Consider the following 24,738-nt stretch of genomic DNA (forward strand, 5'->3'; position numbering starts at 1 on the left):
CTTAAGATTAAGCGGTGTGTTGGGGTTGTTGTTGTTGTAACTGGTCATACCAGCGTGCGGCAACGTCCGGGTGCGAACGCAGGCGGCCTTTCAGGTAGTTCCAGCCGACGTCGCGCAGCAGCGGGTTAAGCGGGTCGCTGGCCGGCCCCAGCGCCAGGCGGGCAATTTCCGGCGCCAGCTGATAAACCGGAATGGTTGCGTCCAGCTGTGCGCCGAGGAAGAAGGCGATCGACAGGCGATCTTTATCGGCCGGCGGTGCCACCACCCGGTGGACGGTCGCCCGCAGGTAGCCGTTACTCGCCAGCTCCAGCAGCTCGCCGATATTGACCACAAATGCCCCCTGCAGCGGCAGCGCATCCACCCAGCGGTCCGGTTCCACCTCGACCTGCAGGCCGCGCTGGTTGTCCTGCAGCAGGAAGCTGAGGAAGCCGGAATCTTTGTGTGCCCCGACGCCCTGGCTGGAGGTACCGGCGGTCTGGCCCGGGTAGCGGATCAGTTTGATATGTTCATTGGGCTTATCGCCGTACAGCGGGTCGAAGGCATCGGGCGCCAGATCCAGCGCGCGGGCAAAGGCGCGCAGCAGGCGCAGCGACATCTGTGTCATCGACTGCTGCCAGGCCAGCAGCACCGGTTTCAGCTCCGGCAGCGCCTGCGGCCACTGGTTTGGCCCCTGCAGCCGTTTCCAGCCGGCATCGCCGGCCTGCACCGGCAGCGGCTGGCGTTCGGCGCCGATGTCGAACTGCTCCCGCCAGTCCGGCTGGCTGCGGGTCAGCTCGGAACCGGCACGGTTATAACCGCGAAAATGCGGCGAGTGCAGCATGGCAACCTGCTGTTTTTCCTCATCCGGCAGCGCAAAAAACTGTCGCGACAGCTGCTGCACCTGCGCGGAGAGCGCCTCGTCCACCCCGTGGTTGATCAGGTAGAAAAAGCCCACCTCGCGCGCGGCGAAGCTCAGCTTGTCGTAGAACGCCTGCTGGCGGGTGGCATCGCCATCCAGTTCGGATAAATCAAGAATCGGCAGAGAGGTAATCTGGCTCATAACAGTTCCTTAAACATCATTTCACGAGGCGTTCTGGATCGCCGGGTTGTGTAACAGTGCGTTGACCTGCAGCTGACCAATGGTCAGGTTGTGGTTAAACAGGTCGGTGGAGAGGTAGCTGAGGCCGCTATCGGCCAGCAGGGTCACAATACGTTTGCCGTGGTTCTCCGGGCGCTGCGCCACTTCCCGCGCCGCCCACAGCACGCCGCCGGCGGATTCACCGATCAGGATGCCGTCGCTCTGCGCCACGGCGCGGGCGGCCTCGGTGGCCTGCCAGGACTCAACGGCAATCGCTTCATCAATAACCGACAGATTCAGGTTGGGGGGGATGCGCTCCGGCAGCACACCGCTGAAGGCGTGGACGCCGGTCAGTTCACGGATATCTTCCCGCCCTGCGGCCGGAACAGAGTGCGGCCCCGGTTCGACGGCGATAATTTTGATCGCCGGGTTCTGCTGCTTCAGATACTGACCGACGCCGGAGATGGTGCCGCCGGTGCCGACCGCTACGATGACGATATCCAGCTGCCCGGCGGTCTGCTGCCAGATCTCCGGGCCGGTGGTCAGCCGGTGCGCGCCCGGGTTAGCCGGGTTCTCCAGCTGCGCGGCGTGGAACACGTTAGGCTGGCGGGTAATCACGTTCTGCGCCAGCCAGCGCGCCGCCGCCACAAAATCACCGTCGCAGTTTTCGAGGATCTCGCGGAAGCCCTCGACCTGGCTGTACGGGATCACCTCCGCGCCCAGCGCGCGCAGGATCTGAAAGCGCTCCTCGCTCAGCCGGTCGTGCAGATAAACCCGGAACGGATAGCCTTTCGCCGCCGCGATCGCCGCCAGGCCGATGCCGGTATTACCGCTGGTGGTGTCGGCGATGGTGTCACCCGGTTTCAGTTTGCCGCTGCGTTCCGCCTCTTCGATCATCGCCAGCGCAATGCGGTCTTTTACGCTGTGGTTGGGGTTAAAGTACTCCAGCTTGGCAAGGATCTCCGCCGGCAGCGCGAACTGCGCGATAAAGCGGTTCAGGCGCAGCAGCGGCGTATTGCCCACCAGTTCGGCGATCGAATTATGAATAGTCATACTCAGGCTCCTCAGTGAGTTCAGCACCCAGCAGCGCCAGCGCACGGGCGCGCAGTTCCACCAGCCGCGGATCGTTGCGGCGACGCGGGTAAGGCAGGTCGACGGTAATCGTTTCGATCATGCGCGCCGGGCGCGGGCTGAAGATCACCACCCGGTTGGCCATCAGCAGCGCCTCTTCCACGTCGTGGGTGACCATCAGCGTGGTAAAGCGCTGCTCGCGCCACAGGGCCACCAGCTCCTGCTGCATGCGGATGCGGGTCAGCGAGTCGAGCTTGCCCAGCGGCTCGTCGAGGATCAGCAGGCGCGGATGGTTGACCAGCGCCCGCGCCAGCGCCGCACGCTGCGCCATGCCGCCGGAGAGCTGATGCGGCCAGGCGTTGGCAAACTGGCTGAGGCCGACTTTCTCCAGCGTGGCATCAATGCGTTCGCGCCCTGCCGGGGTCAGCGCACCGCGGGTCTGCAGGCCAAGCGCCACGTTGCGCCAGACGCGCCGCCACGGGTACAGCGTCGGGTCCTGAAACACCACCACCCGGCTGGGGTGCGGCGCGGTCAGCGGCCGGTTATCCTCGAAGATCTCCCCCTGAGAAGCGCGATCCAGCCCGGCCACCAGCCGCAGCAGCGTCGATTTACCGCAGCCGGAGGGGCCAAGCAGCGCGACAAACTCCCCCGGTGCCACCTGCAGCGAGACGTTATCCAGCACCGCCAGGCTTTCGCCCTGCAGATGGAACGCATGGCTGACCTGATTCACCCTCAGCGCCAGCCCGGTCGGGTTTTCTGTTTGCTCTGCGACTGCCATTGGTTCACCTCATTAACGGATACACGCTGACTATTCCGTTTTTTTGCTGCCGGGTGAAATACCAATAGTGGCAAAGGTTTACAGCGCGCCAGATAACGTGATTTTGCATTTCCACATGCGGGATTGTTATTTCAGACCGGCGGAAAATGTTGTCATAGTGCGGTGATAATTCAGCCAAAAGGGATAAACAGCATGACTCTTTCTCGCGGTGTTTCGCGTCGTAACTTTATTCAGACTCTGGGTGTGGCAGGAGCCGGACTGGTGCTGGCACCCTCGCTACCGGTATGGGCGGCGGGCAGTGACGAGAAGCTGACCACGGTGAAGCTGGCATGGGGCCAGACGGCGGTGTGTCAGTCGCCGATCTCGGTGGCGCTCAAGCAGGGTTTCTTTAAGAAGTACGGGCTGAACGTCGAGCCGGTGAACTTCAGCGGCCCGACCGACGCCCTGCTGCAGGCGATCGCCACCGGCAAGGCGGACGGCGGTATCGGCATGGCATTACGCTGGCTGAAGCCGCTGGAGCAGGGCTTTGACGTTGATCTTACCGTTGGTACCCACGGCGGCTGTATGCGCCTGCTGGCACCGAAAGACAGCGGCATCAACAGCGTGCGCGATCTGGTGGGCAAAAGCGTGGCGGTGACCGACCAGGCGAGCCCGATCCGTAACTTCTTTGCCATCCAGCTGGCGAAACTGGGTATCGACCCGGATACCCAGGTGAACTGGGTACAGTACCCGGCCGACCTGTTCGGCGAGGCGCTGCGCAAGGGGGAAGTACAGGCGCTGGCCACCGACGATCCGCAGGGCTGGCTGATTAAGAAACGCGACGGGCTGGTGGAGGTGGATAACAACCTCAACGGCGAGTACAGCAACCTGACCTGCTGCGTGCTGGGCCTGCGCGGTTCGCTGGTGCGCGATAACCTGAAGGTCGCGCAGGCGATCAGCCAGGCGATTATCGACGCCCAGCAGTGGACGGCCGATCACCCGGCGGAATCGGCGAAGATCTTCGCCCCGTTTGTGCCGGGCAACGTGTCAGCGGATGACATCGCCGCGATGCTCAGCGAGCACACACACGCCCACCACTCCAGCGGCGCGCAGCTGCGCAAAGAGGTGGCGATCTACGTCAATGAGCTGAAAACCATTAAGGTGATCCGCGACGATACCGACGCGCAGAAGTTTGCCGAGCACTACGTGCCGGACCTGCTGGGCGGCCAGGGCGAACACGCCCACCACAGCGCATAAGGAGTCGTGATGTCCAGTGAAACCCTTGCCTCCCCGCTGACGCGCCGCGACCCGCCGGTGCGCCTGTCGGCCACCCTGCTGCTGGCCGCGGCCGCCTGGTGGGGGCTGGCCGCGCTGATGATCCTCTGGCCGGATAAGCCGGTCGGCTTTGCCGCACCGCGTTTTGTCACCGAGACCCATCAGGTCTTTGTGGTGCTGGCCGCCGCCCTGAGCCTGACGGTACTGGCCGGGCGGCTGCTGGCGCTGCCGCGCCTGCTGGCACCGCTGCTGCGCGGCGCGCGCTGGCTGGTGGCGCTGGCGCTGCTGTTCGCCGTCTGGGAGATGGTGACCGCCAAGCTGGCGCTGCTGCCGGTGCCGTTTTTTGCGCCGCCGCGGGCGCTGGTCGAAGCGTACGCCACCGACTGGTACCGGCTGGGCGACAGCGTGCTGAACTCGATGCGGCTGCTGGCGCTGGGGTTTGTGTTTGGCAGCCTGAGCGGCTTTGTGACCGGGGTGGCGATCGGCTGGTCGCGCGGGCTGGGCTACTGGGTGCACCCGGTGCTGCGCTTCCTCGGCCCGGTACCCTCCACCGCGCTGCTGCCGCTGGCGCTCTACTTCTTCCCCTCCAGCTTCTCGGCGGCGGTGTTTCTGATCGCGCTGGCCACCTGGTTCCCGGTCACGGTGCTCACCTGGTCTGGCGTCGCCAGCGTCGATCAGCGCTACTACGACGTGGCGCGTACGCTGGGGGCCAGCACGCTGTTCCTGGTACTGCGCGTGGCGATCCCGGCCTCGTTACCGCAGGTGTTTGTCGGGCTGTTTATGGGGCTGGGGGCGTCGTTTTCCGTGCTGGTGGCGGCGGAGATGATGGGGGTGAAATCCGGGCTGGGGTGGTATCTGCAGTGGGCTCAGGGCTGGGCGGCCTACGCCAATATGTACGGCGCGCTGATCGTGATGGCACTGCTGTTCTCGTCGCTGATCACCCTGCTGTTTGCGGTACGCGATCGTTCGCTCGCCTGGCAGCGCGGCACGGTTAAGTGGTAACGATAAGCCAGAGTGAAGTAAGACGATGACGGGGCAGGTTCACCTGCCCCTGCGTCATCAGGCGTGCGCGGCAATCTGTACCTGACGGCGCCATGCGCCCGGCGACTGGCCAAACTGGCGCTTAAAGCTGCGGTTAAACGACTGCTGGGAATCAAAACCAAAGCTGATCGCCACATCCAGAATCGGCTCACCGCCCCGGGCGAGGCGTTCAGCGGATTTTTTCAGACGACGTTCGCGAATGTATTCACCCATTGCATAGCCAGTATGCTGTTTAAACATGCGCTGCAGGTGCCATTTGGAGTAACCGGCGCGGGCAGCCACGGTGTCTAAATCCATCTTGCCTTCAATGTGGCCGTCAATCCACTGCAGTAAATCCTGAATAAAGTCATCATGGCTCATTGGTCTTCCCCTAAAAAGTATCAATCAAAAATGCACTTTAATAAAAGTAAGTCAGCCGGGCCTATAATGCAAGTTTTATTGTTGCATTAAATTCTGACGGGCGGGTTGCGCCGAACGCGTTGCGATGGGTAGGGGAAAAAGGATCGACAAGGCAGTGAGAGTTAAAATTGGGTTGAGCGCCCCGCCGCCGTCGGCAGCGGGACGATTAAGGGAGTGCTATTCGGTGACAGCCACGCAGTCATCCTGCGTCTTTGGTGCACCGCGCTGCAGAATATCGCGCAATGCCTCGGCAACGGTTCGTTTCGCCAGCACCGCCAGCGAGGCCTGTTCCGCTTCCCATGCCAGCTCTTTGAAGTACCAGCAGGCGTTAGCGCTGACCGTGCAGCGCGCCGGCACTTCCGGCCGGCAGGCCATCAGCGGTTTATCTTCGATCACCGCGCTGTAAATATCACACAGGGTGATCTGGTCGGCTGGCCGCCCGAGGCGAATGGTGCCGCTGCGGCCGAGCGTAGAGACGATAATGCCGTCGCGGGTCAGCGGCACCATCATTTTGCGTACAAAGCTCGGGTTAGCCTCAAGGCCATCGGCGAGCATTTTACTGGTACAGCGTTTATCTTCGCCGTCCGCTTTAGCGATGCAGAGCACCATCTGTAAGGCGGTGGGAAAACGATTATCAAGCATGCGGTGATCCTTGCTTTTTGCCGTTCATCCACGGATGAAGCATTGAATTAAAAAGCATTTAAAATCAATAAAATAAAAAATAACTCAGAACGCTAATATATCAAAGCGCGGCGCGTTTTTGAAGATGGTGACTAAGCACTATGGGCTATTATCACCATCACCATGATTTAGCACAGTTTATTATTACCGGTCCTGACAGATTCAGGCGGTAATCTGCTGCAGCGCCGCCGCGCTCTGTTCATCATTGGGAATATAAACCAGCAGACGATCGCCGTTGCGCGGCGCGGACCACCAGTTATTCTGCCGCAGGGTCAGTACGCCCGCCTGCGGGTGGCGGAACTGCTTAATATGGTTATCAATCGCGCGAATTTCATAACGCTGCCACATCAGGCGAAACTCTGCCGACTCGCGCAGCAGGCGATCCAGCAACTCCTGCCAGCGCGGGTCGTCATGGTGTTCGCCCATTTGGGTGCGAAACAGTGCCACCATATGCGGCATCAGCTGCTCCTGGTCAACCACCGCCGCCCGCCAGTCAGGGTGGGTAAAGGCCAGCAGGATGCAGTTGCGGTCCTCCGGGGCGATGCTTTCCAGATCGACATTCATCAGCCGGCACCAGGCCTGGTTATAGCCCATGATATCAAAACGTTTGCTCTGAATAATCGCCGGCAGCGGGTGCAGAGAATCCAGCAGGATCTGGCCGTGGGCCGACACCACTTCACAGCTTTTTGCCAGCTCCCGCGCCGGTGACTCATGCCCGGCCAGCCGGAACAGGTGCTGGGTCTCGGCCTCGTTACACTGTAACGCCGCAGCGATCGCCGCCAGCGTTTTCGGTGAGGCTTTAATCTCGCGGCCCTGCTCCAGCCAGGTGTACCAGGTGACGCCCACGTCGGCCAGTTGCGCCACCTCTTCCCGCCGCAGGCCCGGCGTGCGTCGGCTGCGCTGGCGCGGCAGCCCCAGCCGCTGCGGGTCGAGGCTTTCGCGGCGGCTGCGCAGGAAGGTCGCCAGCAGCTGTCGGTTTTTTTCAGTGCCGCTGACCGGCAGGATCGCTTCGCTCATTCGGTGTTTTCCACGCAGGCGGGTAGTGTTTATACCATGATAAGCAAAAACTGGTACCCGTTTCAGAAAGCGTTATTCTCAGCCCGGTTACTGATTAACACAAGGGTTTACACCATGAAAAGCGGTTATGATTCCACCACTCTCGGCCGCAGCGGCCTGCTGGTGCTGTTAGCGGGTCAGCTGTTGCCGATGATCGATTTTTCGATAGTTAACGTGGCGCTGGACGCAATGTCCGCCTCGCTGCACGCCTCGCCGATCCAGCTGGAGCTGATGGTGGCGCTGTACGGTATCGCCTTTGCCATCAGCCTGGCGATGGGCGGCCGGCTGGGCGACAACCTCGGCCGCCGCCGGGTGTTTATCTGGGGGGTAGCGCTGTTTGGCCTCTCCTCGCTGCTGTGCGGGCTGGCACCCAACGTTACCACGCTGCTGCTGGCACGGGCGCTGCAGGGGGTGGGCGCGGCGCTGGTGGTGCCGCAGATTCTGGCGACGCTGCACGTGACGCTGCACGGCCGCGAACATTCGCGCGCGCTGGGCCTGTACGGCGGCATTGGCGGGCTGGCGTTTATCATTGGCCAGGTGCTGGGCGGCACGCTGATTGAGCTCAATCCCGGTGGCTTCGGCTGGCGCAGCGTGTTCCTGATTAATATCCCGTTCTGCGTGGCGATCCTGCTGCTGGCCACGCGTACCCTGCCGGAAACCCGTAACGATCGCCGGGTGGCGCTGGATCGGGCCGGCACCTTCTGGCTGGCCGCTGCCACCGGCAGCCTGCTGATTTCGCTGTCGCTCGGCCCGCTGCTGCACTGGTCATGGCCATGCCTCGCGCTGCTGGCGCTGTTCCCGCTGCTGCTCGGCCGCCTGTGGCAGGTTGAGTTACGGCTGGAGCGCAGGGGCGGTTCACCGCTGCTGCCGCCCGCTCTGCTGCGCCTGCCCGGCGTGCGTTTCGGCCTGACCATTGGCGTGCTGTTCTTCGCCTGCTGGAGCGGCTTTATGTTTGTGGTGGCGCTGACGCTGCAGTCCGGGCTGGGCATGACGCCGTTCCAGTCCGGTAACGCCTTTATCGCGCTGGGCAGCGCCTACTTTATCGGCGCGATGCTCTCCACCCGCATGGTGGCGCGCTGGGGTAAGGTTGCCACGCTGCTGGCCGGCTATGCCATTCAGATGAGCGGCCTGCTGGCGCTGATGCTGACGCTGGAACGCGGCTGGCCGCAGATAGGCATCCTCGCCCTCGCTCCGGCCACCGCGCTGATTGGCTTCGGTCAGTCGTTTATCGTCAGCTGCTTCTACCGCATCGGCCTCGCCGATGTACCGAAAACCCACGCCGGGGCCGGCAGCGCGGTGCTCTCCACCGTGCAGCAGACCGCGATGGGGCTCGGCCCGATGCTGCTCGGCGCGGTATTCAGCCACGTGCTGCAGCCGCACGGCGACTATCGCCAGGCAATCCTCATCACCCTCGGCGTCGAGTGGGGGTTAATGCTGGTACTGGTGGTGTTTGCCCTGCAGAAGCGCGGTATCAGGATAATGCAGCCTGAATAACGAGCTTCGTGATGCCGCAGAACTTACTGCGGTATCACAGCCACGTTAGCAGCTGGCTTACCTCGCCATCCCGTTTATTGTTGTAACGTTAGCTGAAAAGAAATCAATTTATTATGCATTGTCAGTATCAGCGAAGATTTTACCGGAAACCTCTGCCGACTGATTTGCCACCACTAAACCCTCTCAAAAGATCGAGCGGCCGATGCGGTCGGCCAGCAGCTCCAGCGCGGCGGTGCCGGCCAGCGAGTTTCCGGCGCTGTCCAGCTCCGGCGACCAGACGGCAATGGTCATCTCGCCGGGCACCACGGCAATGATGCCGCCGCCGACGCCGGATTTACCGGGCATGCCAACGCGCCAGGCAAATTCACCTGCGCCGTCGTACATGCCGCTGGTGACCATCAGCGCGTTGACCTGGCGGGTCTGCTTCGGCGTCAGCAGCGCCTCGCCCTGCGGGCCCAGCCCGCCGCTGGCCAGATAGAGAAAACAGCGCGCCAGCTCGACGCAGCTCAGCGTCATCGCGCAGTAGTGGAAATAGGTTTGCAGCACCGTCGGCACGTCGTTGGCAAAGTTGCCAAACGCCTTCATCAGCCAGGCGATCGCCGCGTTACGCGCCGAGTGGTCAAACTCCGATCGCGCCACGATGCGGTCGTAACTGACGTCAGCCTGCCCGGTCAGGCCACGCACCAGCTCCAGCATTCGCTGACGCGGCGCGGTCAGACGCGTTTCCAGCATATCGCACACCACCAGCGCACCGGCGTTAATGAACGGGTTGCGCGGAATACCCTGCTCCAGCTCCAGCTGCACCAGCGAGTTAAACGGCTGGCCGGAGGGCTCTTTGCCCACCCGCTGCGCAATCTCACGATCGCTGTAGCGGCTTAACGCCAGGGTTAAGGACAATACCTTAGAGATCGACTGGATCGAAAACCGCTCCAGCGCGTCGCCAGCCTGGTACACCGTGCCATCCAGCAGGCAAACCGCGATGCCCAGCCGGTCGGCGGGCACCTGCGCCAGCGCAGGTATATAGTCGGCGACCTTGCCCTGCCCGATCAGCGGCCTGACCTGCTGCAGGATCTCCTGCAACAGCGCGTTATCCAGTGCACTTGCCATTATTATTCCCCGATTGACCTGAACGGCCTGATTTTGCGCGCGATTCTGCCGACTGAAGGCGGCTTCGTCAAACGTTCTGCCTGAAAGGTTGCGCTGACTCACGCTCGCCATCGCCATCGCCATCGCCATCGCCATCGCCATCGCCATCGCCATCGCCATCGCCATCGCCATCGCCATCGCCATCGCCATCGCAGGTCAAAATAGCACCGCTATCGAATATTTATTCTTTTATTTGACGTTTTGATGCTGCTTTACAAAATTATTAAATTTTCGATGTCATCTGCCTGCTAAATAAAAGACAATACCCCCACATTTGCTGTGCACCCTTTATGACAGTTAACACTTTCTCAACACATCGCTAACTTCAAATGCCATCATCAACTGTTTCCCGGAAAGTCGCCTGGCTGCGCGTGGTCATGCTCGCTATTGCTGCGTTTATATTTAACACCACCGAATTTGTGCCGGTCGGCCTGCTCTCGGATATCGGCGCCAGCTTCGCCATGCCCACCGCCCAGGTCGGCCTGATGCTCACCATCTACGCCTGGATCGTCGCGCTAATGTCGCTGCCGATGATGCTGCTGACGCGTAACGTTGAGCGCCGCCTGCTGTTAATCATCATCTTCGTGCTGTTTATCGCCAGCCACGTACTGTCGTCAATGGCCTGGGACTTCACCACGCTGGTTGTCTCGCGCATCGGCATCGCCTTTTCCCACGCCATCTTCTGGTCGATCACCGCCTCGCTGGCGATCCGCGTCGCCCCGCCCGGCAAGAAAACCCAGGCGCTGAGCATGCTGGCCACCGGCACCGCGCTGGCGATGGTCCTCGGCCTGCCGATTGGCCGCATGATCGGCCAGCTGCTCGGCTGGCGCATAACCTTTGCAGCGATTGGCGTAGTGGCCCTGATAACCCTGGTACTGCTGGTAAAACTGCTGCCGCGCCTGCCCAGCGAACACACCGGTTCACTGAAGAGCGTACCGATGCTGTTCCGCCGCCCGGCGCTGGTTGCCCTCTATATTCTGATTGCCGTCACCGTCACCGCACATTATACCGCTTACAGCTATATCGAACCCTTTATGCAAAACGTCGCGGCAATCAGCGGCGGCTTCACCACCTTCCTGCTGTTAATTTTCGGCGCGGCCGGCATCGTCGGCAGCATATTGTTCAGCCTGTACGGCAATAAATATCCCGCTACCTTCCTGTCAGGCGCGATCGCCCTTATTACCGGCAGCATGTTCCTGCTCTGGCTGGCCGCCTCCAGCACCCTCTCCATCTCCCTGCTGTGCATTATCTGGGGCATGGCGATGATGATCATTGGCCTCGCCGTCCAGGTGCGCGTCCTGGCGCTGGCCCCCGACGCCACCGACGTCGCCATGTCGCTGCTCTCCGGCATCTACAACATCGGCATCGGCGGCGGCGCGCTGCTCGGCAACCAGGTCAGCCTGCATCTGAACATGGCCAGCATCGGCTACGTCGGCGGCGCCATCGGCCTCTGCTCCCTGCTCTGGTGCACCATCAGCCTCAAACGCTACCCCCAACTCCGCATCAACGGATAAAGGGCCAGCTCGATCAAACAGGCAACGAGCTCTAAAGATCACCAGACAAAGAGAATGCCCATCATCAGGGAGGGCAGYGGGATGAGCCCGGAGCGGGGTAACCCGCGCAGGGTCGCCCGCTGACAGGCCCGACTGTCTCGATCACACAGGCAACGMGCCCTTACCCCCTAGCCCCACAAATGCAAAAGGAGCCACAAAGGCTCCTTTAAATAAAAGTGACACCGTCACTCAAGATAAAACACCGACTTCAGCTCCGCACTCACCGGACTGTTATCCGCATTCGACGGCATCAACTCACGCATCGACCGCCACCAGCGCTGACACACCTCGGTCTGCGCCACCGCTGCCCAACGCTCTTCTGACTCAATCTCCACCACCGCAAACAACAAATCCCGCTCTGCATCCAGAAAAATACTGTAATGATGCGCCCCGTGATCCTTCAACACCTGCGCCAGCTCCGGCCAGATCGGATCGTGCCGCTGCTGATACTCCTGATGCTTATCAGCATGCACCTGCATCACAAAGGCTTTACGCAACATGCGGATGCGTCGCTTCCAGCGCCGCGCGCCAGGGTTTCACGCCAAAACGTTCGCCCAGCGCCACCAGCTCTTCCGTAGTGATGCTCTGCTTCATCCCGCCCATCGACAGCACCTTCACCACCACCTCCGACGACTTCTCAGCGGTATCGATCAGGCCAAAAGTCTCATCCAGCGTCGGCCCCGCGCCAAAAATACCGTGGAACGGCCACATCACCAGCGTATGCGACTTCATATTCTCGGCCGTCTGGGTACCGATACCGTCGGTGCCCGGCACCATCCACGGCACAATACCGACGCCGTCCGGGAACACCACCAGACACTCGGTGCTGCCTTCCCACAGCAGGCGGGTAAAGCTGGCCGGATTCAGATCCACCACGTAGCTCAGCGCCATAAAGTTGGTGGCATGGCAGTGCATAATCACCCGATCGGCACCGTTGGTCACCACCTTGCGCACGCTGTGCGACTGGAAGTGCGACGCCAGCTCGGAGGTCGGCACGCCGCCGTTGCTCAGCCCCCAGTAAATGGTAAAGGCGCGGCCGTCGCTGCTGACGCGCAGCAGCACCAGACAGTCGGCCGGATCTAACTGCACGTTGCGGAAAAACTTGCCGGAACCGGTCACCAGGAACCAGCAGTCGGCCAGCTCGGGCGCGGGCTGGCTCAGCTCCAGGGTGCGCGGCTCGGGATAAAAATCGGCGGCGAACGGCTGCACTTCCTCGTCCAGCAGGCGCAGCGACACGTTACCACCGTTACGCTCATCCCAGCCCTTCAGCCACATATCGGTGGTCGCTTTCACCATGCCCTGCACAAACCAGGATTTAAGAATCTGTTGCATTTTACTTCCTTAACTTAACGTTGGCTGAGAATCTGTTGTTCATACTGACGGACGTCGCCTAACCAGCTGGCACCGGCCGGCACGTCGTGACGCAGGCACCAGGCCTCCCACACCGCCTGCCACGGCAGCGACTTCTGCTCCTCCAGCAGCGCCAGCCGCGCGGTATAGTCGCCGCCGTTTTCCAGCGCCCTGAGCTGGTCGACCGGCTCCAGCAGCGCGCGCAGCAGCGCCTTCTTCGCGTTGCGGGTGCCGATTACCCATGCGGCGATGCGGTTAATTGACGCGTCGAAGAAGTCCAGCCCGATATGTACCTTATCGAACAGCTTCTGCCGCACAATCTCGCTGGCGATGGCCTGGGTCTCATCATCCAGCAGCACCACGTGATCGCTGTCCCAGCGCACCGGGCGGCTGACGTGCAGCAGCAGGCGCGGCACGTAAAGCATGGCGGTGGAGATCTTGTCGGAGATCACCTCGGTCGGGTGGAAGTGGCCGGCGTCCAGCGTCAGCGCGATCTGGCGGCTGGCGGCGTAGCCGAGGCAGAACTCGTTGGAACCGACGGTGTAACTCTCCGCGCCGATGCCGAACAGCTTGCTCTCCACCGCGTCGATATGCAGCGATTCGTCCAGCTTCTCGCTGATGATCTCATCCAGCGACTCCAGCAGCCGCTGACGCGGTGCCAGGCGATCGACGGTCAGATCCTTCATGCCGTCCGGCACCCAGATGTTCATCACCGACGGTGTGCCCAGCTGCTCGCCAAAGTACGCCGAAATTTTACGACTGGCCTTACAGTGGTCGATCCAGAACTGGCGGATCTCCGCGTTGCCGTGCGCGAGGGTAAAGCCGTCGGCGCTCAGCGCGTGGGAGAAACAGGTCGGGTTAAAGTCCAGCCCCAGCCGGTGCTGCTGCGCCCAGCTGACCCAGCCGGCAAAGTGCTCAGGCTTGATCTCGTGACGATCCACCGTCTGTTCGGTGTCCAGGTAGATGGCGTGCAGGTTAAGCCGCTTCGGCCCGGGGATCAGCTTCATCGCCTGCTCCAGATCGGCGCGCAGTTCGTCGACGCTGCGCGCGCGGCCCGGGTAGTTACCGGTGGCCTGAATGCCGCCGGTCAGTGCGCCCTGCGGGTTTTCGAAGCCGCGCACGTCGTCGCCCTGCCAGCAGTGCATCGATACCGGCAGCCGGTCGAGCTGGGTCATTGCCGCTTCCACATCCACGCCGATATCGGCGAAACGCTGTTTTGCCAGCGCGAAGGCCTGGTCAATTGCCTGGGTCATACACAAAGCTCCTTAGCTGATGGTGTCAGTGACTCAAATCGCGCCAGATGGGGGCGATACGCATCACTGCCGTGAGGTTCAAAACGAATAAGAGGAAAATGCTGGCGCAGCTGCTGGCGGAAGGCGCTGACGTCGGCGACCTGCTCCGCGGCGATCAGCTGACAGCCGATATTGCCGAGGGTCGAGGCCTCCACCGGCCCGGCCAGCACCGGGATGCCGCAGGCATCGGCGCACAGCTGGTTCAGCAGCGGGTTCTGGCAGCCGCCGCCGACGATATGCAGCTGGCTGAACCGCCCGCCGCGCAGCGTCTCCAGCTGCCGCAGCACCTGGCGGTAACAGAGCGCCAGGCTGTCAAAAATGCAGCGCGCCAGCTCGGCGGCGGTGGCGGGCACCGGCTGGCCCAGTTCGGCACAGGCGTCCTGAATTTCGCGCACCATATTGGCCGGGTTGATAAAGCGACGGTCGTTGGGATTAACCAGCCAGCGGCAGAGCGGCTGGCGTTCGGCGTCGGCGATCAGCGGAGCGAGCTCGCTGATTTCCAGCTCGCTGCACACCCGCTGCAGCAGCCACAGCCCCATAATGTTTTTCAGCACGCGGAAGCGTCCTTCCGCGCCGCCTTCGTTGGTGATATTGGCCTGCAGCGCCGCGCCGTCGGTAAACGGCTGGCGGCTTTCAAAGCCCATCAGCGACCAGGTGCCCGAGCTGAGATAAGCGGCGTCCGCATCGCTCAGCGGCGTGGCCAGCACCGCGCTGGCGGTGTCGTGGGTGGCTACTGCCACCAGCGGGATCGCGTGGCCACGCGGGCTGGTCCAGGCACCGATACGGCGGCCGGGGGCCGAAGGCGTGCCAAACCACGCCGGGTTCGCGCCGCACCAGCGCAGCAGTTCGCTGTCCCATTCGCCGCTGTGGATATTCAGCAGCTGGGTAGTGGTGGCGTTGGTGTACTCCCAGTTGAGCTCACCGCTCAGCCGGTAGTGCAGATAGTCGGGGATCAGCAGCGCATGTGCCACCTGCGGCAGGTCGGCCGCGTTATCACGGCACAGCGCGCGCAGCTGGTAGAGGGTGTTAAACGGCAGGAACTGGATGCCGGTGCGCTGATAGATGGTTTCGCTGCCCAGCTCGCGGCAGGCCTGGGCCATCAGGCCGTGGGTGCGGTCGTCGCGGTAGGCGACCGGCAGGCCAACCCGCTGGCCGTCGGCGTCCAGCAGCACGTAGTCCACCGCCCAGGTATCGATGCCGATACTCTCGGGCACGATGCCTTCGGCGTCGAGGCTGACCAGTGCGGCGACGATAAAGGCTTCCAGCGCGTCGAGATCCCAGCACTGGCGGCCGTCAACGTTGACCAGCTTATTGGTACAGCGGCTGATTTCCCGCAGGCTGACCGCGCCGCCCTGCGCGGCGTGGCTGGCCAGCATCACGCGGCCGCTGGAGGCGCCTAAATCGATAGCGACAAAATGACGAGTGCTCATAGTTACGTTCCCGATCAATCAATGTGACCAGTGTAAAAGAGCCGCGTTTTGCCACCTTCTTGCCACTGCCAGTCCGATCTGCTCACTGGCAAAACGGCAAAGATGAACGTGAACAGGCTCACACTTTTACCGCAGAGGGCCGGAAAATGCTTCTGTGACGCCCGCCTCATTTTCGCAACGCCGACGGCGGTTTCTTTAATAACTGACGGCGATCGCCGCTTCTGCTGTCGTAAATTCAAGGTGCCCGCGTCGGGCGCTGGGTAGACTCTGTGAACTGTTTGTTAAGGAGGGGCGATCATGACCGTATTGCACAGCGTTGACTTTTTTCCGGCCGGTCACTGTCCGGTGGCGATTGAACCGCGGGCCCCGCAGGGTAGCTTCCCCGAGCACTATCACGATGACTTCCATGAGATTGTGATCGTTGAACAGGGTTCGGGGATCCACGTGTTTAACGGCCAGTCGCAGCCGCTGTGCGGCGGCTGCGTCTGCTTTGTGCGCAATCACGATCGCCATCTGTATGAGCAGACCGACAACCTGTGCCTGACCAACGTGCTGTACCGCGGGCCGGAGGCGTTCCATTTCCTCTCCGGGCTGCAGCAGCTGTTGCCGGCCGAGCAGAACGGCCACTATCCGTCGCACTGGCGCATCAGCAGCAAGGTGCTGGCCCAGGCGCATCAGCTGACCGCGCAGATGGCCAGCCCGCTTGAAGAGGGTTTTGCCGCGCAGGCCACGCGTGAGATGCAGTTTATGCAGCTGCTGTTGCTGTTGCGTCAGGGAAGCAGCAGCGCGCAGGCGGACGATCACGAGGGGCGTTTGCGCGCGCTGCTGGACTGGCTGGCCGACCACTACAGCGAGGAGATCGACTGGGAGGCGCTGGCCGATCGTTTTGCGCTGTCGCTGCGTACCCTGCACCGGCAGTTGAAGCAGCAGACCGGCAGTACGCCGCAGCGTTATCTGAACCGTCTGCGCCTGCTGGAGGCGCGCCATCTGTTGCGCCACAGCGATATGCGCATTACCGATATCGCTTTTCAGTGTGGATTTGGTGACAGCAATCACTTTTCAACGCTGTTTAAGCGTGAGTTTGGCAGCGCACCGCGTACACTGCGTCAACATGACTGATGAGGTGACCCGTGACTGCTCCCCTGCGGCTGTTAAAAGCTGACTATCTGCCCTCTGAGCTGCTGCCGGTAGCGGTGGCCGAGCGCACCCCGCAGCCCTCTTTCCCTCCGCACGTCCATGAATTCAACGAGCTGGTGCTGGTCTGGCGCGGCAACGGTCTGCACGTGATGAACGATCGGCCGTGGCTGGTGACCTGCGGCGATATTTTTTATCTGCACGCCGATGATTGTCACAGTTTTGACGCAGTGCACGATCTGGTGCTGGACAATATTATCTACTGCCCGGAGCGTTTCCAGCTGGCGCTGGACTGGCAACAGCTGTTGCCGCCGCGTGACGCCGGGGCGTGGCGGTTGACGCTGCGTGGGATGGCGCTGGCGCGCGGGGTGGTGAAGCAGCTGGAGCAGGAGAGCCGCAAGACCGATCCGCTGTCGCGGCAGTTGAGCGAGGCGCTGTTTTTGCAGCTGGCGCTGATTTTGCAGCGGCACCGTTACGCGGCCGATTGTCCGTATCAGTTGCCGGAGGGGGAGCAGCTGGATTTGCTGATGGCGGCGATTCAGGGGCAGATGGCGCAGCCGTTCGATCTGGCGCGGTTTTGTCAGCATCACCAGCTGTCGGAGCGCGGGCTGAAGCAGCTGTTTCGTCAGCAGACCGGGATGACGATTGGTCATTATGTGCGGCAGCTGCAGTTGTGTCAGGCGAAGTATTTGCTGCGCGCCAGCGATTGTCTGATTGGTGAGGTGGCAGCGCGCTGTGGTTTTGATGACAGTAACTATTTTTCGGTGGTGTTTACCCGTGAGACGGGGATGACGCCGAGCGCATGGCGACAGCAGTTTTTACGGGGGGTGGTTGCGCTTTCTGTTTGATCGAGAATAAAAGCGCGTTGTCTGGTTGATCGAGACTATCGGGCCTGTCAGTGGGCGACCCTTCGCGGGTTACCCCGCTACGGGCTCATCCCACTGCCCTCCCTGATAATCTGACTCTTTGTTGTCTGCTGGTTTTTTTAAGGGCTCGTTGTTTTTGGGATCGAGAGTACAAGCTCGTTGTCTGGTTGATCGAGACTGGCGGGCCTGTCAGCGGGCGACCCTTCGCGGGTTACCCCGCTACGGGCTCATCCCACTGCCCTCCCTGATAATCTACTTCTTTGTGGTCTGCGGGTTTTATGACTGGCGGCGGTGTGCCGCCAGCCGGGGGATCAGGAGACCATGCCGAGGCCAACGATGTTGGCGGCGAGGATGATGACGAAGCAGCCGACGGTGAGGACGCGGACCGGGCTGCGGCCGACGTTGTTCCACTCTTTGAGCACCAGGCCGACCAGGCCGCCGCAGAGGACGTAGAAGCTCATGTGCAGCATCCAGCTGACGAAGTCATACTGCGCAGGGATGCGGGCGTGGCCCCAGGCGTAGAAGAAGAACTGCAGGTACCACATGGTGCCGCCAAGCAGTGAGAGCAGTACGTTGGCGATCAGGATGGATTTGGCAACCGAGAAGTCGGCTTTGACCGACAGGTTGGCTTTGGTGGCCAGGCGGATAAAGCAGAAGCCGAGGTTGATCAGTGCGCCACCGCCCATGATCACCACGTAGCTTGGCAGCGCGACGTAGAGCGGGTCGATACCGGCGGCGGCGGCGGCTTCGTGCATCGGTTTGGCGGCGTCCATGGCGAAGGACATGCCGGCGGAGAAGATGCCGCAGAGTACCGCGAGGATCAGCCCCTTTTTGAGGTTAAACTCTTCGGCGGTGATGCCCATCGCCCGCTCTTTGAGCAGCCCGGCACGGGAGACGATCGCCACGCCGATCAGCGCCACCAGCACGCCCACCAGCGTAAGGCGGCCGCCGGACGAGCTGAACAGTTCGACAAAACGCCCCTGCAGCAGCGGCGTCATCAGCGTGCCGACCACCAGCGTGATGCCGATAGCGATGCCGATGCCCATCGACATGCCGAGGTAGCGCATGGTCAGGCCATAGTTGATGTTACCGATGCCCCACATCGCGCCGAACAGAAACACCGGCAGCAGTTGCGACAGCGAGAACGAGCTGTAGTAGCCCCAGAAGTTGGGCAGCAGGATGGCGCTGACCGCCCACGGCAGGATCAGCCATGACATCACCCCACCGACCGACCACATGGTTTCCCATGACCAGTTACGTACCTTCTTGAATGGCGCATAGAAGCAGGCGGCGCTGGCCGCCCCCACCAGGTGCCACAGAATGCCAGAGATAATCGCTTCACTCATTGGTTGTTTTCCTTCGTTGTTGTTTGCCCTGTTGACGAAGGAGTCTACGGAGAAGCCCCTCCGGGCAACCTTTGGCTGGCTGCCCCGGATTGTACGGAAATGGCAAAATTCAGCGGCTTCTGCCGACCGCTGTCACAAATCCACCGAAATCACCGTTTTGCTACTGAAAAAGTCCGTTTTTAGCTAAGTCGCTCATATTCGGGATTTGCTGTCGGTTTTGCCAGCCCGGTCATGGCGTTCTTGTCAATTTTGCCAGCGGGCTCTCATTGCTGGCAGTCAGCTCAAGGAAGTGCCCGCCGGAATGCGTCAGTTTCTTACCCGTGTAACAGCGCGCTGCCTGTCTATTAACAACCGTATAAACACGTTTTGACGAGGATCCAACCAATGACCCCAGTTCAGCATCAGATGTATATCGACGGCCAGTTCGTGGAAAACCGCAGCGGCCGTTGGATCGAGGTGATTAACCCGGCGACCGAAGCCGTGCTGTCGCGTATTCCTGAAGGCAGCGCCGAAGACGCGCGACGGGCGATCGATGCCGCCGCCGCCGCACAGCCGGGCTGGGAAGCGCTGCCGGCCGTGAAGCGCGGCAACTGGCTGCAGAGGCTGGCCGCCGGCATCCGCCAGCGCGCCAGCGAACTGGCGGCCACCATCGTCGCCGAAGGCGGTAAAACTCAGGAGCTGGCGGAGACCGAAGTGTTCTTCACCGCCGACTACCTTGACTATATGGCCGGCTGGGCGCGTCGTTATGAGGGTGAGATCGTGCAGAGCGATCGCGCCCGCGAAAATATTCTGGTGTTTAAGAAGGCGATTGGCGTCACCACCGGCATTCTGCCGTGGAACTTCCCGTTCTTCCTGATCGCGCGCAAGGCCGCACCGGCGCTGCTGACCGGCAACACCATCGTAATTAAGCCGAGCGAGCTGACGCCCAATAACGCGATTATTTTTGCAGAGATCGTTGACAGCATTGGCCTGCCCGCCGGGGTGTTCAACCTGGTGACCGGCTACGGCCCGGAGCTGGGCCCGGAGCTGGCGGCCAACCCGAAGGTTGGGCTGGTCAGCCTGACCGGCAGCGTCGGCGCGGGTATTGCCACCATGCAGGCGGCGGCGAAAAACGTCACTAAGGTGTCACTGGAGCTGGGCGGTAAGGCCCCTGCTATCGTCATGAACGACGCCGACCTCGATCTGGCGGTCAGGGCGATCGTCGCCTCACGGATGATCAATACCGGGCAGGTGTGTAACTGCGCCGAGCGGCTTTACGTGCAGGAAGGCGTTTATGACCAGGTGGTTGAACGTCTGACCCATGCGTTCGGGCAGGTCACCTTTGGCGATCCGGCCACCCGGAAAGGGCTGGATATGGGCCCGCTGATCACCGCCGCTGCCCTGCAGCGCGTTGAGCAGAAGGTGGCCGACGCGCTGGCGGCCGGTGCCACGCTGGTCACCGGCGGTAAGCGCGCGGGTGACACAGGCTTCTTCTTCCAGCCGACGCTGCTGACCAACGTGCAGCAGGAGATGGCAATTATGCAGGAGGAGACCTTCGGCCCGGTGCTGCCGGTGATGAAGTTCAGCACGCTGGATGAAGCGATCGCGCTGGCCAACGACAGCGAGTACGGCCTGACTTCGTCAATCTTCACGCAGAACCTTAATACCGCGATGACCGCGCTTAAGGCGCTGAAGTTTGGTGAAACCTACGTTAACCGCGAAAACTTCGAGGCGATGCAGGGTTTCCACGCCGGCTGGCGTAAATCAGGCATCGGCGGTGCGGACGGCCGCCACGGCCTGGAAGAGTACCTGCAGACCCACGTCGCCTATTTACAGTATTAATCATGGCCGCCGCGCAAACATAGCGCGGCGCCAGTTTATCTCCAGCGCTCCCTATCTCAGCCCGCGCGGGATTAAGAGATATTCAGAAACCTGCTTACGCATAGTTAATTAATTTATCTGGTATTTAATCCATATTTTCAATGCGCACTGATTAAGTGATCATAATCACAATTTGTCGTGCTGTTATTGCGTAAATTGGCCTCCTCAACCAAGGAGGAATGTTATGAAACTCTTGAATAAAAAGCAGTTAAAATCCGTAAGCGGCGGCACCTATCCGGCGAAATGGCTTTGGGACCTGTGGAAAGGATCGAAGAAGCGGCCACCCTGTAACAACAGCTGATAAATGATTTCAGGGTCGCCGTTAACGAAACGAAAACGGCGACGTTGATACATCTTATCGTTATTCTTTACTGGCGCAATCACCCCTGAATATTTATCAGGGACCGGCTGGACAAATGGCCGCTGCGGCAGACGCTGACTCAGCGCCCTTTCTTTTTACGCCCTGGCTGGGCAAAACGCTTGCGGTTAGAGGGCGTCGTGGCTTTCTCAGCGGCTTTCGTCACGCCACCTTTGGTCGCGCCGCTGGCCGGTTTTTTTGCCTGTGACGGTTTCTGACGCGTTTTGTGACTGCTGTCTTCTGAAGAGGAGTCCTCAATCAGCTTAAACAGTGCGATCAGTTCGTCATCGGTCAGGTCACGCCACTCGCCGGGCGGAATGCCCTTCAGGTTGACGTTCATGATCCGCGTACGTTCCAGCTTCATTACCTCGTAGCCAAAATGTTCGCACATGCGGCGGATCTGACGGTTAAGCCCCTGCACGAGGGTGATACGAAACACCATCGGTGCCTCTTTTTTCACCTTGCACTTTTTGGTGACGGTGCCCAGCATCGGCACGCCGGCACCCATGCCGCGAATAAACTCCTCGGTGACCGGCTTGTTAACCGTGACCACGTACTCTTTCTCGTGATCGTTGCCGGCCCGCAGGATTTTGTTCACCAGGTCGCCGTGATTGGTCAGGAAGATCAGCCCCTGCGAATCTTTGTCCAGCCTGCCTATCGGGAACACACGTTTGCTGTGGTTAACGAAGTCGACGATGTTGTCGCGCTCGCCGTCTTCGGTGGTGCTGACGATGCCAACCGGCTTGTTGAGGGCAATCAGCACCAGATCCTCTTCGTTACGCGGTTCAATCAGCTGACCGTTCACCTTCACCACGTCGCCAGCCACCACCTGGTCACCGACGGCGGCGCGCTTGCCGTTGATAAACACATTTCCCTGTTCAATATAGCGGTCGGCCTCGCGACGCGAGCAGATACCGCTCTCGCTGATGTACTTGTTAAGACGTGTAGATGAGTTAGTCAGCATGGTTCCCCCGTAAAAAAGCGGACTATACCTCAGCCGGGGTAGCTTGCGAAGCGTCAGTAACGTCTTTTTCAGCGGCCGGCCGCCCGTACCGGCTGACCGTCGGTAAGTTTATGGTCACCGACGGGTGATGGTCGGCAAAGGATTTGTTGTTGTGATGACATAACGCGGCGTGGCAGGAGCAACGGGCAGGCGCGTGGCATGCCCGCTGCGGGATAACGAAGGAAGCCGGCCGAAAGCGTTACGGCTGCTGTAATGCAGGATCGGCAAGCAGTTTTTGCACCTGCTGCAGCCCCTGTTGCGTATTCCACTGGCCGTCAAACAGCGTCCAGGTGATCCAGCCGCGGCTGAGCCAGCCGCCGTCGGTATCGCTGTTATCCGTGCCCAGCAGTTGATCGTTCATCATCTGCTGCACCTTTCCGTCAGGCTGGATCTGATAGTAAAACTGCGGCGTTGGGCGAGGCTGGTTTTCAATCACTTTTACCCCGGCAATCTGCTTTTTATCCCGCGCCGGGTAGTTGATACTCACCCCGATACCGGCAGGCAGTAACGGCTGGCCCGCCAGGCGCTGCCGATCCAGTTTTTTCACCACCTGCACCACATAGTCGATCGCCTGTGGCCAGTATTTTTTGGTCGCAGGCCAGCCCTGGCTCATCTCCTCTGGCGTCAGAATGTAACCAATGCTGGCGGCTATCGCCGGGTAACCGAAGCGCACGGCGCGCGCCGCCGCCGAAACGGTGCCTGAGTTAAGCTGAGACGCACCGGTATTGGGCCCGTCATTGACCCCGGAGATCACCAGGTCCGGTGGGTTATCACGCAACACCCCGAACAGTCCAAAGTCGACCGAGTCGGCCGGGGTACCCGGGAAGCAGAACTGCCGATCGGCATTTTTCTGCACGCTGAACGTTTTGCCCATCCTCATAGTGATGGCAGAACCGATCCCGCTCTGATTTTCTGCCGGGGCGACCAGCCACACGTCATAGCCATTGTCCGCTAGCTGACGCTGTAGCTGGGTGATCCCCGGCGAGCGGCAGCCATCATCGTTAACCAGCAGTATGCGCAGCGGCGCAGCCTGTACGACAACACTTAAGCCGCTGGCGGCCAGTGCGAGGGTGACAAGACTCTTTTTCATTTTACTCTCCTTGTGGTGTTATCCAGCCAGGGGGTCAGAACAGCCCAAACTTGTATTCCAGGCTGAAAGAACCCCCAATACCGGAAGATCGCTGAAAATCGTCCCCGCTGGCGTTGAGCGCCGGCTTGCCGTGCGACAGTTTCCAGCTGTAGCTGGGGCCTAACCCCGCAAACAGCGTGAAACCGGGTAGCCGTTCCGGTGCCCACGAGATAAACCCGCCATATTCCCACTCGCGCATCGCCACGCCGCGATAGCGCATATGGTCACCGTAGTAGGCGTACAACCCGGCCAGCCATTCCGGCGAAATCTGATACTGGCCGTAGCCATACAGCATCTGTTCGCCATCGTTAACATAGTCGTTGCCCGGGGCGTCGGCTTTGCTATTGAAGGCACCGCGGGTATTTTTACCCAGATGCCAGTAGAAGCGGCCAAGATTGTTATCCAGCCTGGCGCGGGTTACTGACCAGCCGATTCCCGCCTCGGTGCGGGCGGTGGCAATGCCGACCAGGCCAAAAAGGTGCTGAGCCTGATGGCTGAAGCCACGCGCCCCCTCCCACTCGCGCAATCCCTGGTTGTAATAATAAACGCCGCGCAGCAGCAGGTTGAGGTCTTCAGCCAGCGGCTGCGACCAGGCCGACTCGACGCCCAGCCTGCGGATGTAGTCTTTACTTTCACCCCCTACCAGGGTGATGGCGCGCCCCTTCTGCGGCTGCCAGGTGAGATCGGCGGTGGCAATATAGTCGATGCGCTTATTACTGCTTAGCGTCATAAAATGGCGTTTTTCCGGCTCGTCACGCTCGGAAAATTTATTGACCAGCGCGGCACGGGCGTAAAGCTGTTCAAACCGGCCCTCCGCGCTCAGCCCCTGCCAGCTGCTGGGGGCGGCGCGGCTACGGGTAACGTTCAGCACGCCAAATTTGTACAGCTGCTGCCAGCCGGCCTTCGTCTGCAGAAACCGGGTGGCATCACCAACATAGCTACGCAGATAGAGCTGGCCGAGCTTGCTGAACCCCTCCGCGTGGCCGTGGTTATCGCGCACCAGATCGCGCCCGGCAAATGAGCGGTTGGCGTAGAGTTTGCCGACCCCGTACCAGGAGGCATCCAGCCCAAAACCGTGATACGCGCCGCTGCGGTAATCGACAAGCAACCCCTGCGCCCAGGCATTCTGCGGCCCGATCCCCTGCTCCTCAAGAGCATCGGTGGTATTGGTCATCCAGATATTTTTTAACGTAACGTCGAGGTGGCTATCCGTCAGCAACCCGTGCAGGCTGTCCCGCCCGGCCGCCGCCTGGCCCGCCCACAGCGCTGCTGCCAGCAGCAGCGCGCTTTTTTTCACCCTGATGGTAGTTTTCATTCTCTCCTCCCTGGTTCCCTGAACAGCTGACCGGATGTACCGCTCCCTCATCCGCGTTACCTCGTCACCCTTGCTGCCCGCACCGCGGCGCGGGCGGTGGCTGACGAGTGTTTTTTATTGTCTCC

General features: G+C 61.1%; 23 protein-coding genes. 8 read left to right on the forward strand and 15 right to left on the reverse strand.

The features are described from left to right. Positions 1-7 precede the first annotated feature (7 nt). The 3 genes from ASF13_RS15600 to ASF13_RS15610 are packed head-to-tail and all read right to left on the reverse strand — an operon-like array spanning position 8 to position 2,906. On the reverse strand, positions 8-1,039 hold the full coding sequence (locus ASF13_RS15600; RefSeq protein WP_056238037.1) for an isopenicillin N synthase family oxygenase: 1,032 nt from the start codon (positions 1,037-1,039) through the stop codon (positions 8-10). A gap of 21 nt (positions 1,040-1,060) precedes the next feature. Beyond that, on the reverse strand, positions 1,061-2,110 hold the full coding sequence (locus ASF13_RS15605; protein WP_056238040.1) for a PLP-dependent cysteine synthase family protein: 1,050 nt from the start codon (positions 2,108-2,110) through the stop codon (positions 1,061-1,063). Further along, a complete protein-coding gene (locus tag ASF13_RS15610) occupies positions 2,097-2,906 on the reverse strand; it encodes an ABC transporter ATP-binding protein (RefSeq protein ID WP_056238043.1) in 810 nt (269 codons plus the stop codon). Before ASF13_RS15610 ends, ASF13_RS15605 begins: the two co-directional genes overlap by 14 nt. Positions 2,907-3,098: 192 nt before the next feature. On the opposite strand from ASF13_RS15610, the gene ASF13_RS15615 reads away from it, so the two are divergent. Both ASF13_RS15615 and ASF13_RS15620 read left to right on the forward strand, forming a co-directional pair. Next, on the forward strand, positions 3,099-4,142 hold the full coding sequence (locus ASF13_RS15615; protein ID WP_072166396.1) for an ABC transporter substrate-binding protein: 1,044 nt from the start codon (positions 3,099-3,101) through the stop codon (positions 4,140-4,142). Between the two features lie 9 nt (positions 4,143-4,151). Beyond that, positions 4,152-5,162, forward strand: a complete 1,011-nt coding sequence (locus ASF13_RS15620) for an ABC transporter permease (protein WP_056238046.1) — start codon at positions 4,152-4,154, stop codon at positions 5,160-5,162. 57 nt (positions 5,163-5,219) lie between these two features. On the opposite strand, the gene ASF13_RS15625 is transcribed toward ASF13_RS15620, so the two are convergent. The 3 genes from ASF13_RS15625 to ASF13_RS15635 form a co-directional block, all read right to left on the reverse strand. Further along, a complete protein-coding gene (locus ASF13_RS15625) occupies positions 5,220-5,561 on the reverse strand; it encodes a helix-turn-helix domain-containing protein (RefSeq protein WP_056238049.1) in 342 nt (113 codons plus the stop codon). 216 nt (positions 5,562-5,777) lie between these two features. Next, on the reverse strand, positions 5,778-6,242 hold the full coding sequence (locus ASF13_RS15630; protein ID WP_056238051.1) for an Rrf2 family transcriptional regulator: 465 nt from the start codon (positions 6,240-6,242) through the stop codon (positions 5,778-5,780). A 201-nt stretch (positions 6,243-6,443) separates the two neighbouring features. Continuing rightward, positions 6,444-7,298 (reverse strand): helix-turn-helix transcriptional regulator, encoded by an 855-nt coding sequence (locus ASF13_RS15635; protein ID WP_056238053.1) that lies wholly within the window; start codon positions 7,296-7,298, stop codon positions 6,444-6,446. Between the two features lie 114 nt (positions 7,299-7,412). Here ASF13_RS15635 and ASF13_RS15640 point away from each other — a divergent pair, with 114 nt between their 5' ends. Further along, positions 7,413-8,831, forward strand: coding sequence for an MFS transporter (locus tag ASF13_RS15640; RefSeq protein WP_056238056.1), 1,419 nt, complete (start codon positions 7,413-7,415; stop codon positions 8,829-8,831). A gap of 183 nt (positions 8,832-9,014) precedes the next feature. Here the strand turns inward: ASF13_RS15640 and glsB are convergent, their stop codons facing one another. After that, positions 9,015-9,938 carry a glutaminase B gene (gene glsB / locus ASF13_RS15645; RefSeq protein ID WP_056238481.1) on the reverse strand — a complete coding sequence of 308 codons (924 nt, stop codon included), beginning with the start codon at positions 9,936-9,938 and terminating at the stop codon, positions 9,015-9,017. A gap of 368 nt (positions 9,939-10,306) precedes the next feature. On the opposite strand from glsB, the gene ASF13_RS15650 reads away from it, so the two are divergent. Then, entirely contained in the window at positions 10,307-11,491 is a 1,185-nt protein-coding gene (locus ASF13_RS15650; RefSeq protein ID WP_056238060.1) for a sugar transporter, read from the forward strand. Positions 11,492-11,715: 224 nt separating this feature from the next. On the opposite strand, the gene rhaM is transcribed toward ASF13_RS15650, so the two are convergent. Genes rhaM through rhaB form a run of 4 tightly spaced genes read right to left on the reverse strand, consistent with a single transcriptional unit; the run spans position 11,716 to position 15,602 of the window. Beyond that, complete coding sequence (gene rhaM, locus ASF13_RS15655; RefSeq protein WP_056238062.1) at positions 11,716-12,030, reverse strand: L-rhamnose mutarotase; 315 nt, start codon at positions 12,028-12,030, stop codon at positions 11,716-11,718. Next, positions 12,020-12,862: a rhamnulose-1-phosphate aldolase gene (gene rhaD / locus ASF13_RS15660; protein WP_056238063.1), complete on the reverse strand. Its 843-nt coding sequence runs from the start codon at positions 12,860-12,862 to the stop codon at positions 12,020-12,022. Before rhaD ends, rhaM begins: the two co-directional genes overlap by 11 nt. Before the next feature lie 14 nt (positions 12,863-12,876). Beyond that, entirely contained in the window at positions 12,877-14,133 is a 1,257-nt protein-coding gene (locus ASF13_RS15665) for an L-rhamnose isomerase (RefSeq protein WP_056238066.1), read from the reverse strand. After that, entirely contained in the window at positions 14,130-15,602 is a 1,473-nt protein-coding gene (gene rhaB, locus ASF13_RS15670) for a rhamnulokinase (RefSeq protein WP_056238069.1), read from the reverse strand. Before rhaB ends, ASF13_RS15665 begins: the two co-directional genes overlap by 4 nt. A gap of 297 nt (positions 15,603-15,899) precedes the next feature. On the opposite strand from rhaB, the gene rhaS reads away from it, so the two are divergent. Both rhaS and rhaR read left to right on the forward strand, forming a co-directional pair. Next, on the forward strand, positions 15,900-16,721 hold the full coding sequence (gene rhaS / locus ASF13_RS15675) for an HTH-type transcriptional activator RhaS (protein WP_056238071.1): 822 nt from the start codon (positions 15,900-15,902) through the stop codon (positions 16,719-16,721). Positions 16,722-16,732: 11 nt separating this feature from the next. Beyond that, positions 16,733-17,584, forward strand: coding sequence for an HTH-type transcriptional activator RhaR (gene rhaR / locus ASF13_RS15680; RefSeq protein ID WP_056238075.1), 852 nt, complete (start codon positions 16,733-16,735; stop codon positions 17,582-17,584). A 329-nt stretch (positions 17,585-17,913) separates the two neighbouring features. Here the strand turns inward: rhaR and rhaT are convergent, their stop codons facing one another. Next, a complete protein-coding gene (gene rhaT / locus ASF13_RS15685; protein ID WP_056238076.1) occupies positions 17,914-18,948 on the reverse strand; it encodes an L-rhamnose/proton symporter RhaT in 1,035 nt (344 codons plus the stop codon). A 384-nt stretch (positions 18,949-19,332) separates the two neighbouring features. Here rhaT and aldA point away from each other — a divergent pair, with 384 nt between their 5' ends. Together aldA and ASF13_RS24410 are read left to right on the forward strand one after the other, a co-directional pair. Continuing rightward, positions 19,333-20,769: an aldehyde dehydrogenase gene (gene aldA, locus ASF13_RS15690; protein WP_056238078.1), complete on the forward strand. Its 1,437-nt coding sequence runs from the start codon at positions 19,333-19,335 to the stop codon at positions 20,767-20,769. 223 nt (positions 20,770-20,992) lie between these two features. Further along, the gene (locus tag ASF13_RS24410) at positions 20,993-21,109 is read left to right on the forward strand and encodes a bacteriocin (protein ID WP_146005509.1); all 117 of its coding nucleotides are present in this window, start codon (positions 20,993-20,995) and stop codon (positions 21,107-21,109) included. Between the two features lie 139 nt (positions 21,110-21,248). Here ASF13_RS24410 and rluF read toward each other — a convergent pair whose 3' ends face one another. The 3 genes from rluF to ASF13_RS15705 form a co-directional block, all read right to left on the reverse strand. After that, the gene (gene rluF, locus ASF13_RS15695; RefSeq protein WP_056238081.1) at positions 21,249-22,130 is read right to left on the reverse strand and encodes a 23S rRNA pseudouridine(2604) synthase RluF; all 882 of its coding nucleotides are present in this window, start codon (positions 22,128-22,130) and stop codon (positions 21,249-21,251) included. A gap of 238 nt (positions 22,131-22,368) precedes the next feature. Further along, positions 22,369-23,259: a 5'/3'-nucleotidase SurE gene (gene surE, locus ASF13_RS15700; RefSeq protein ID WP_056238083.1), complete on the reverse strand. Its 891-nt coding sequence runs from the start codon at positions 23,257-23,259 to the stop codon at positions 22,369-22,371. Between the two features lie 34 nt (positions 23,260-23,293). Next, positions 23,294-24,613 carry an OprD family outer membrane porin gene (locus ASF13_RS15705; protein WP_056238085.1) on the reverse strand — a complete coding sequence of 440 codons (1,320 nt, stop codon included), beginning with the start codon at positions 24,611-24,613 and terminating at the stop codon, positions 23,294-23,296. Positions 24,614-24,738: the final 125 nt, after the last annotated feature.

It is taken from the genome of Erwinia sp. Leaf53, from assembly GCF_001422605.1.
In the GTDB taxonomy this organism is placed as follows: domain Bacteria; phylum Pseudomonadota; class Gammaproteobacteria; order Enterobacterales; family Enterobacteriaceae; genus Erwinia.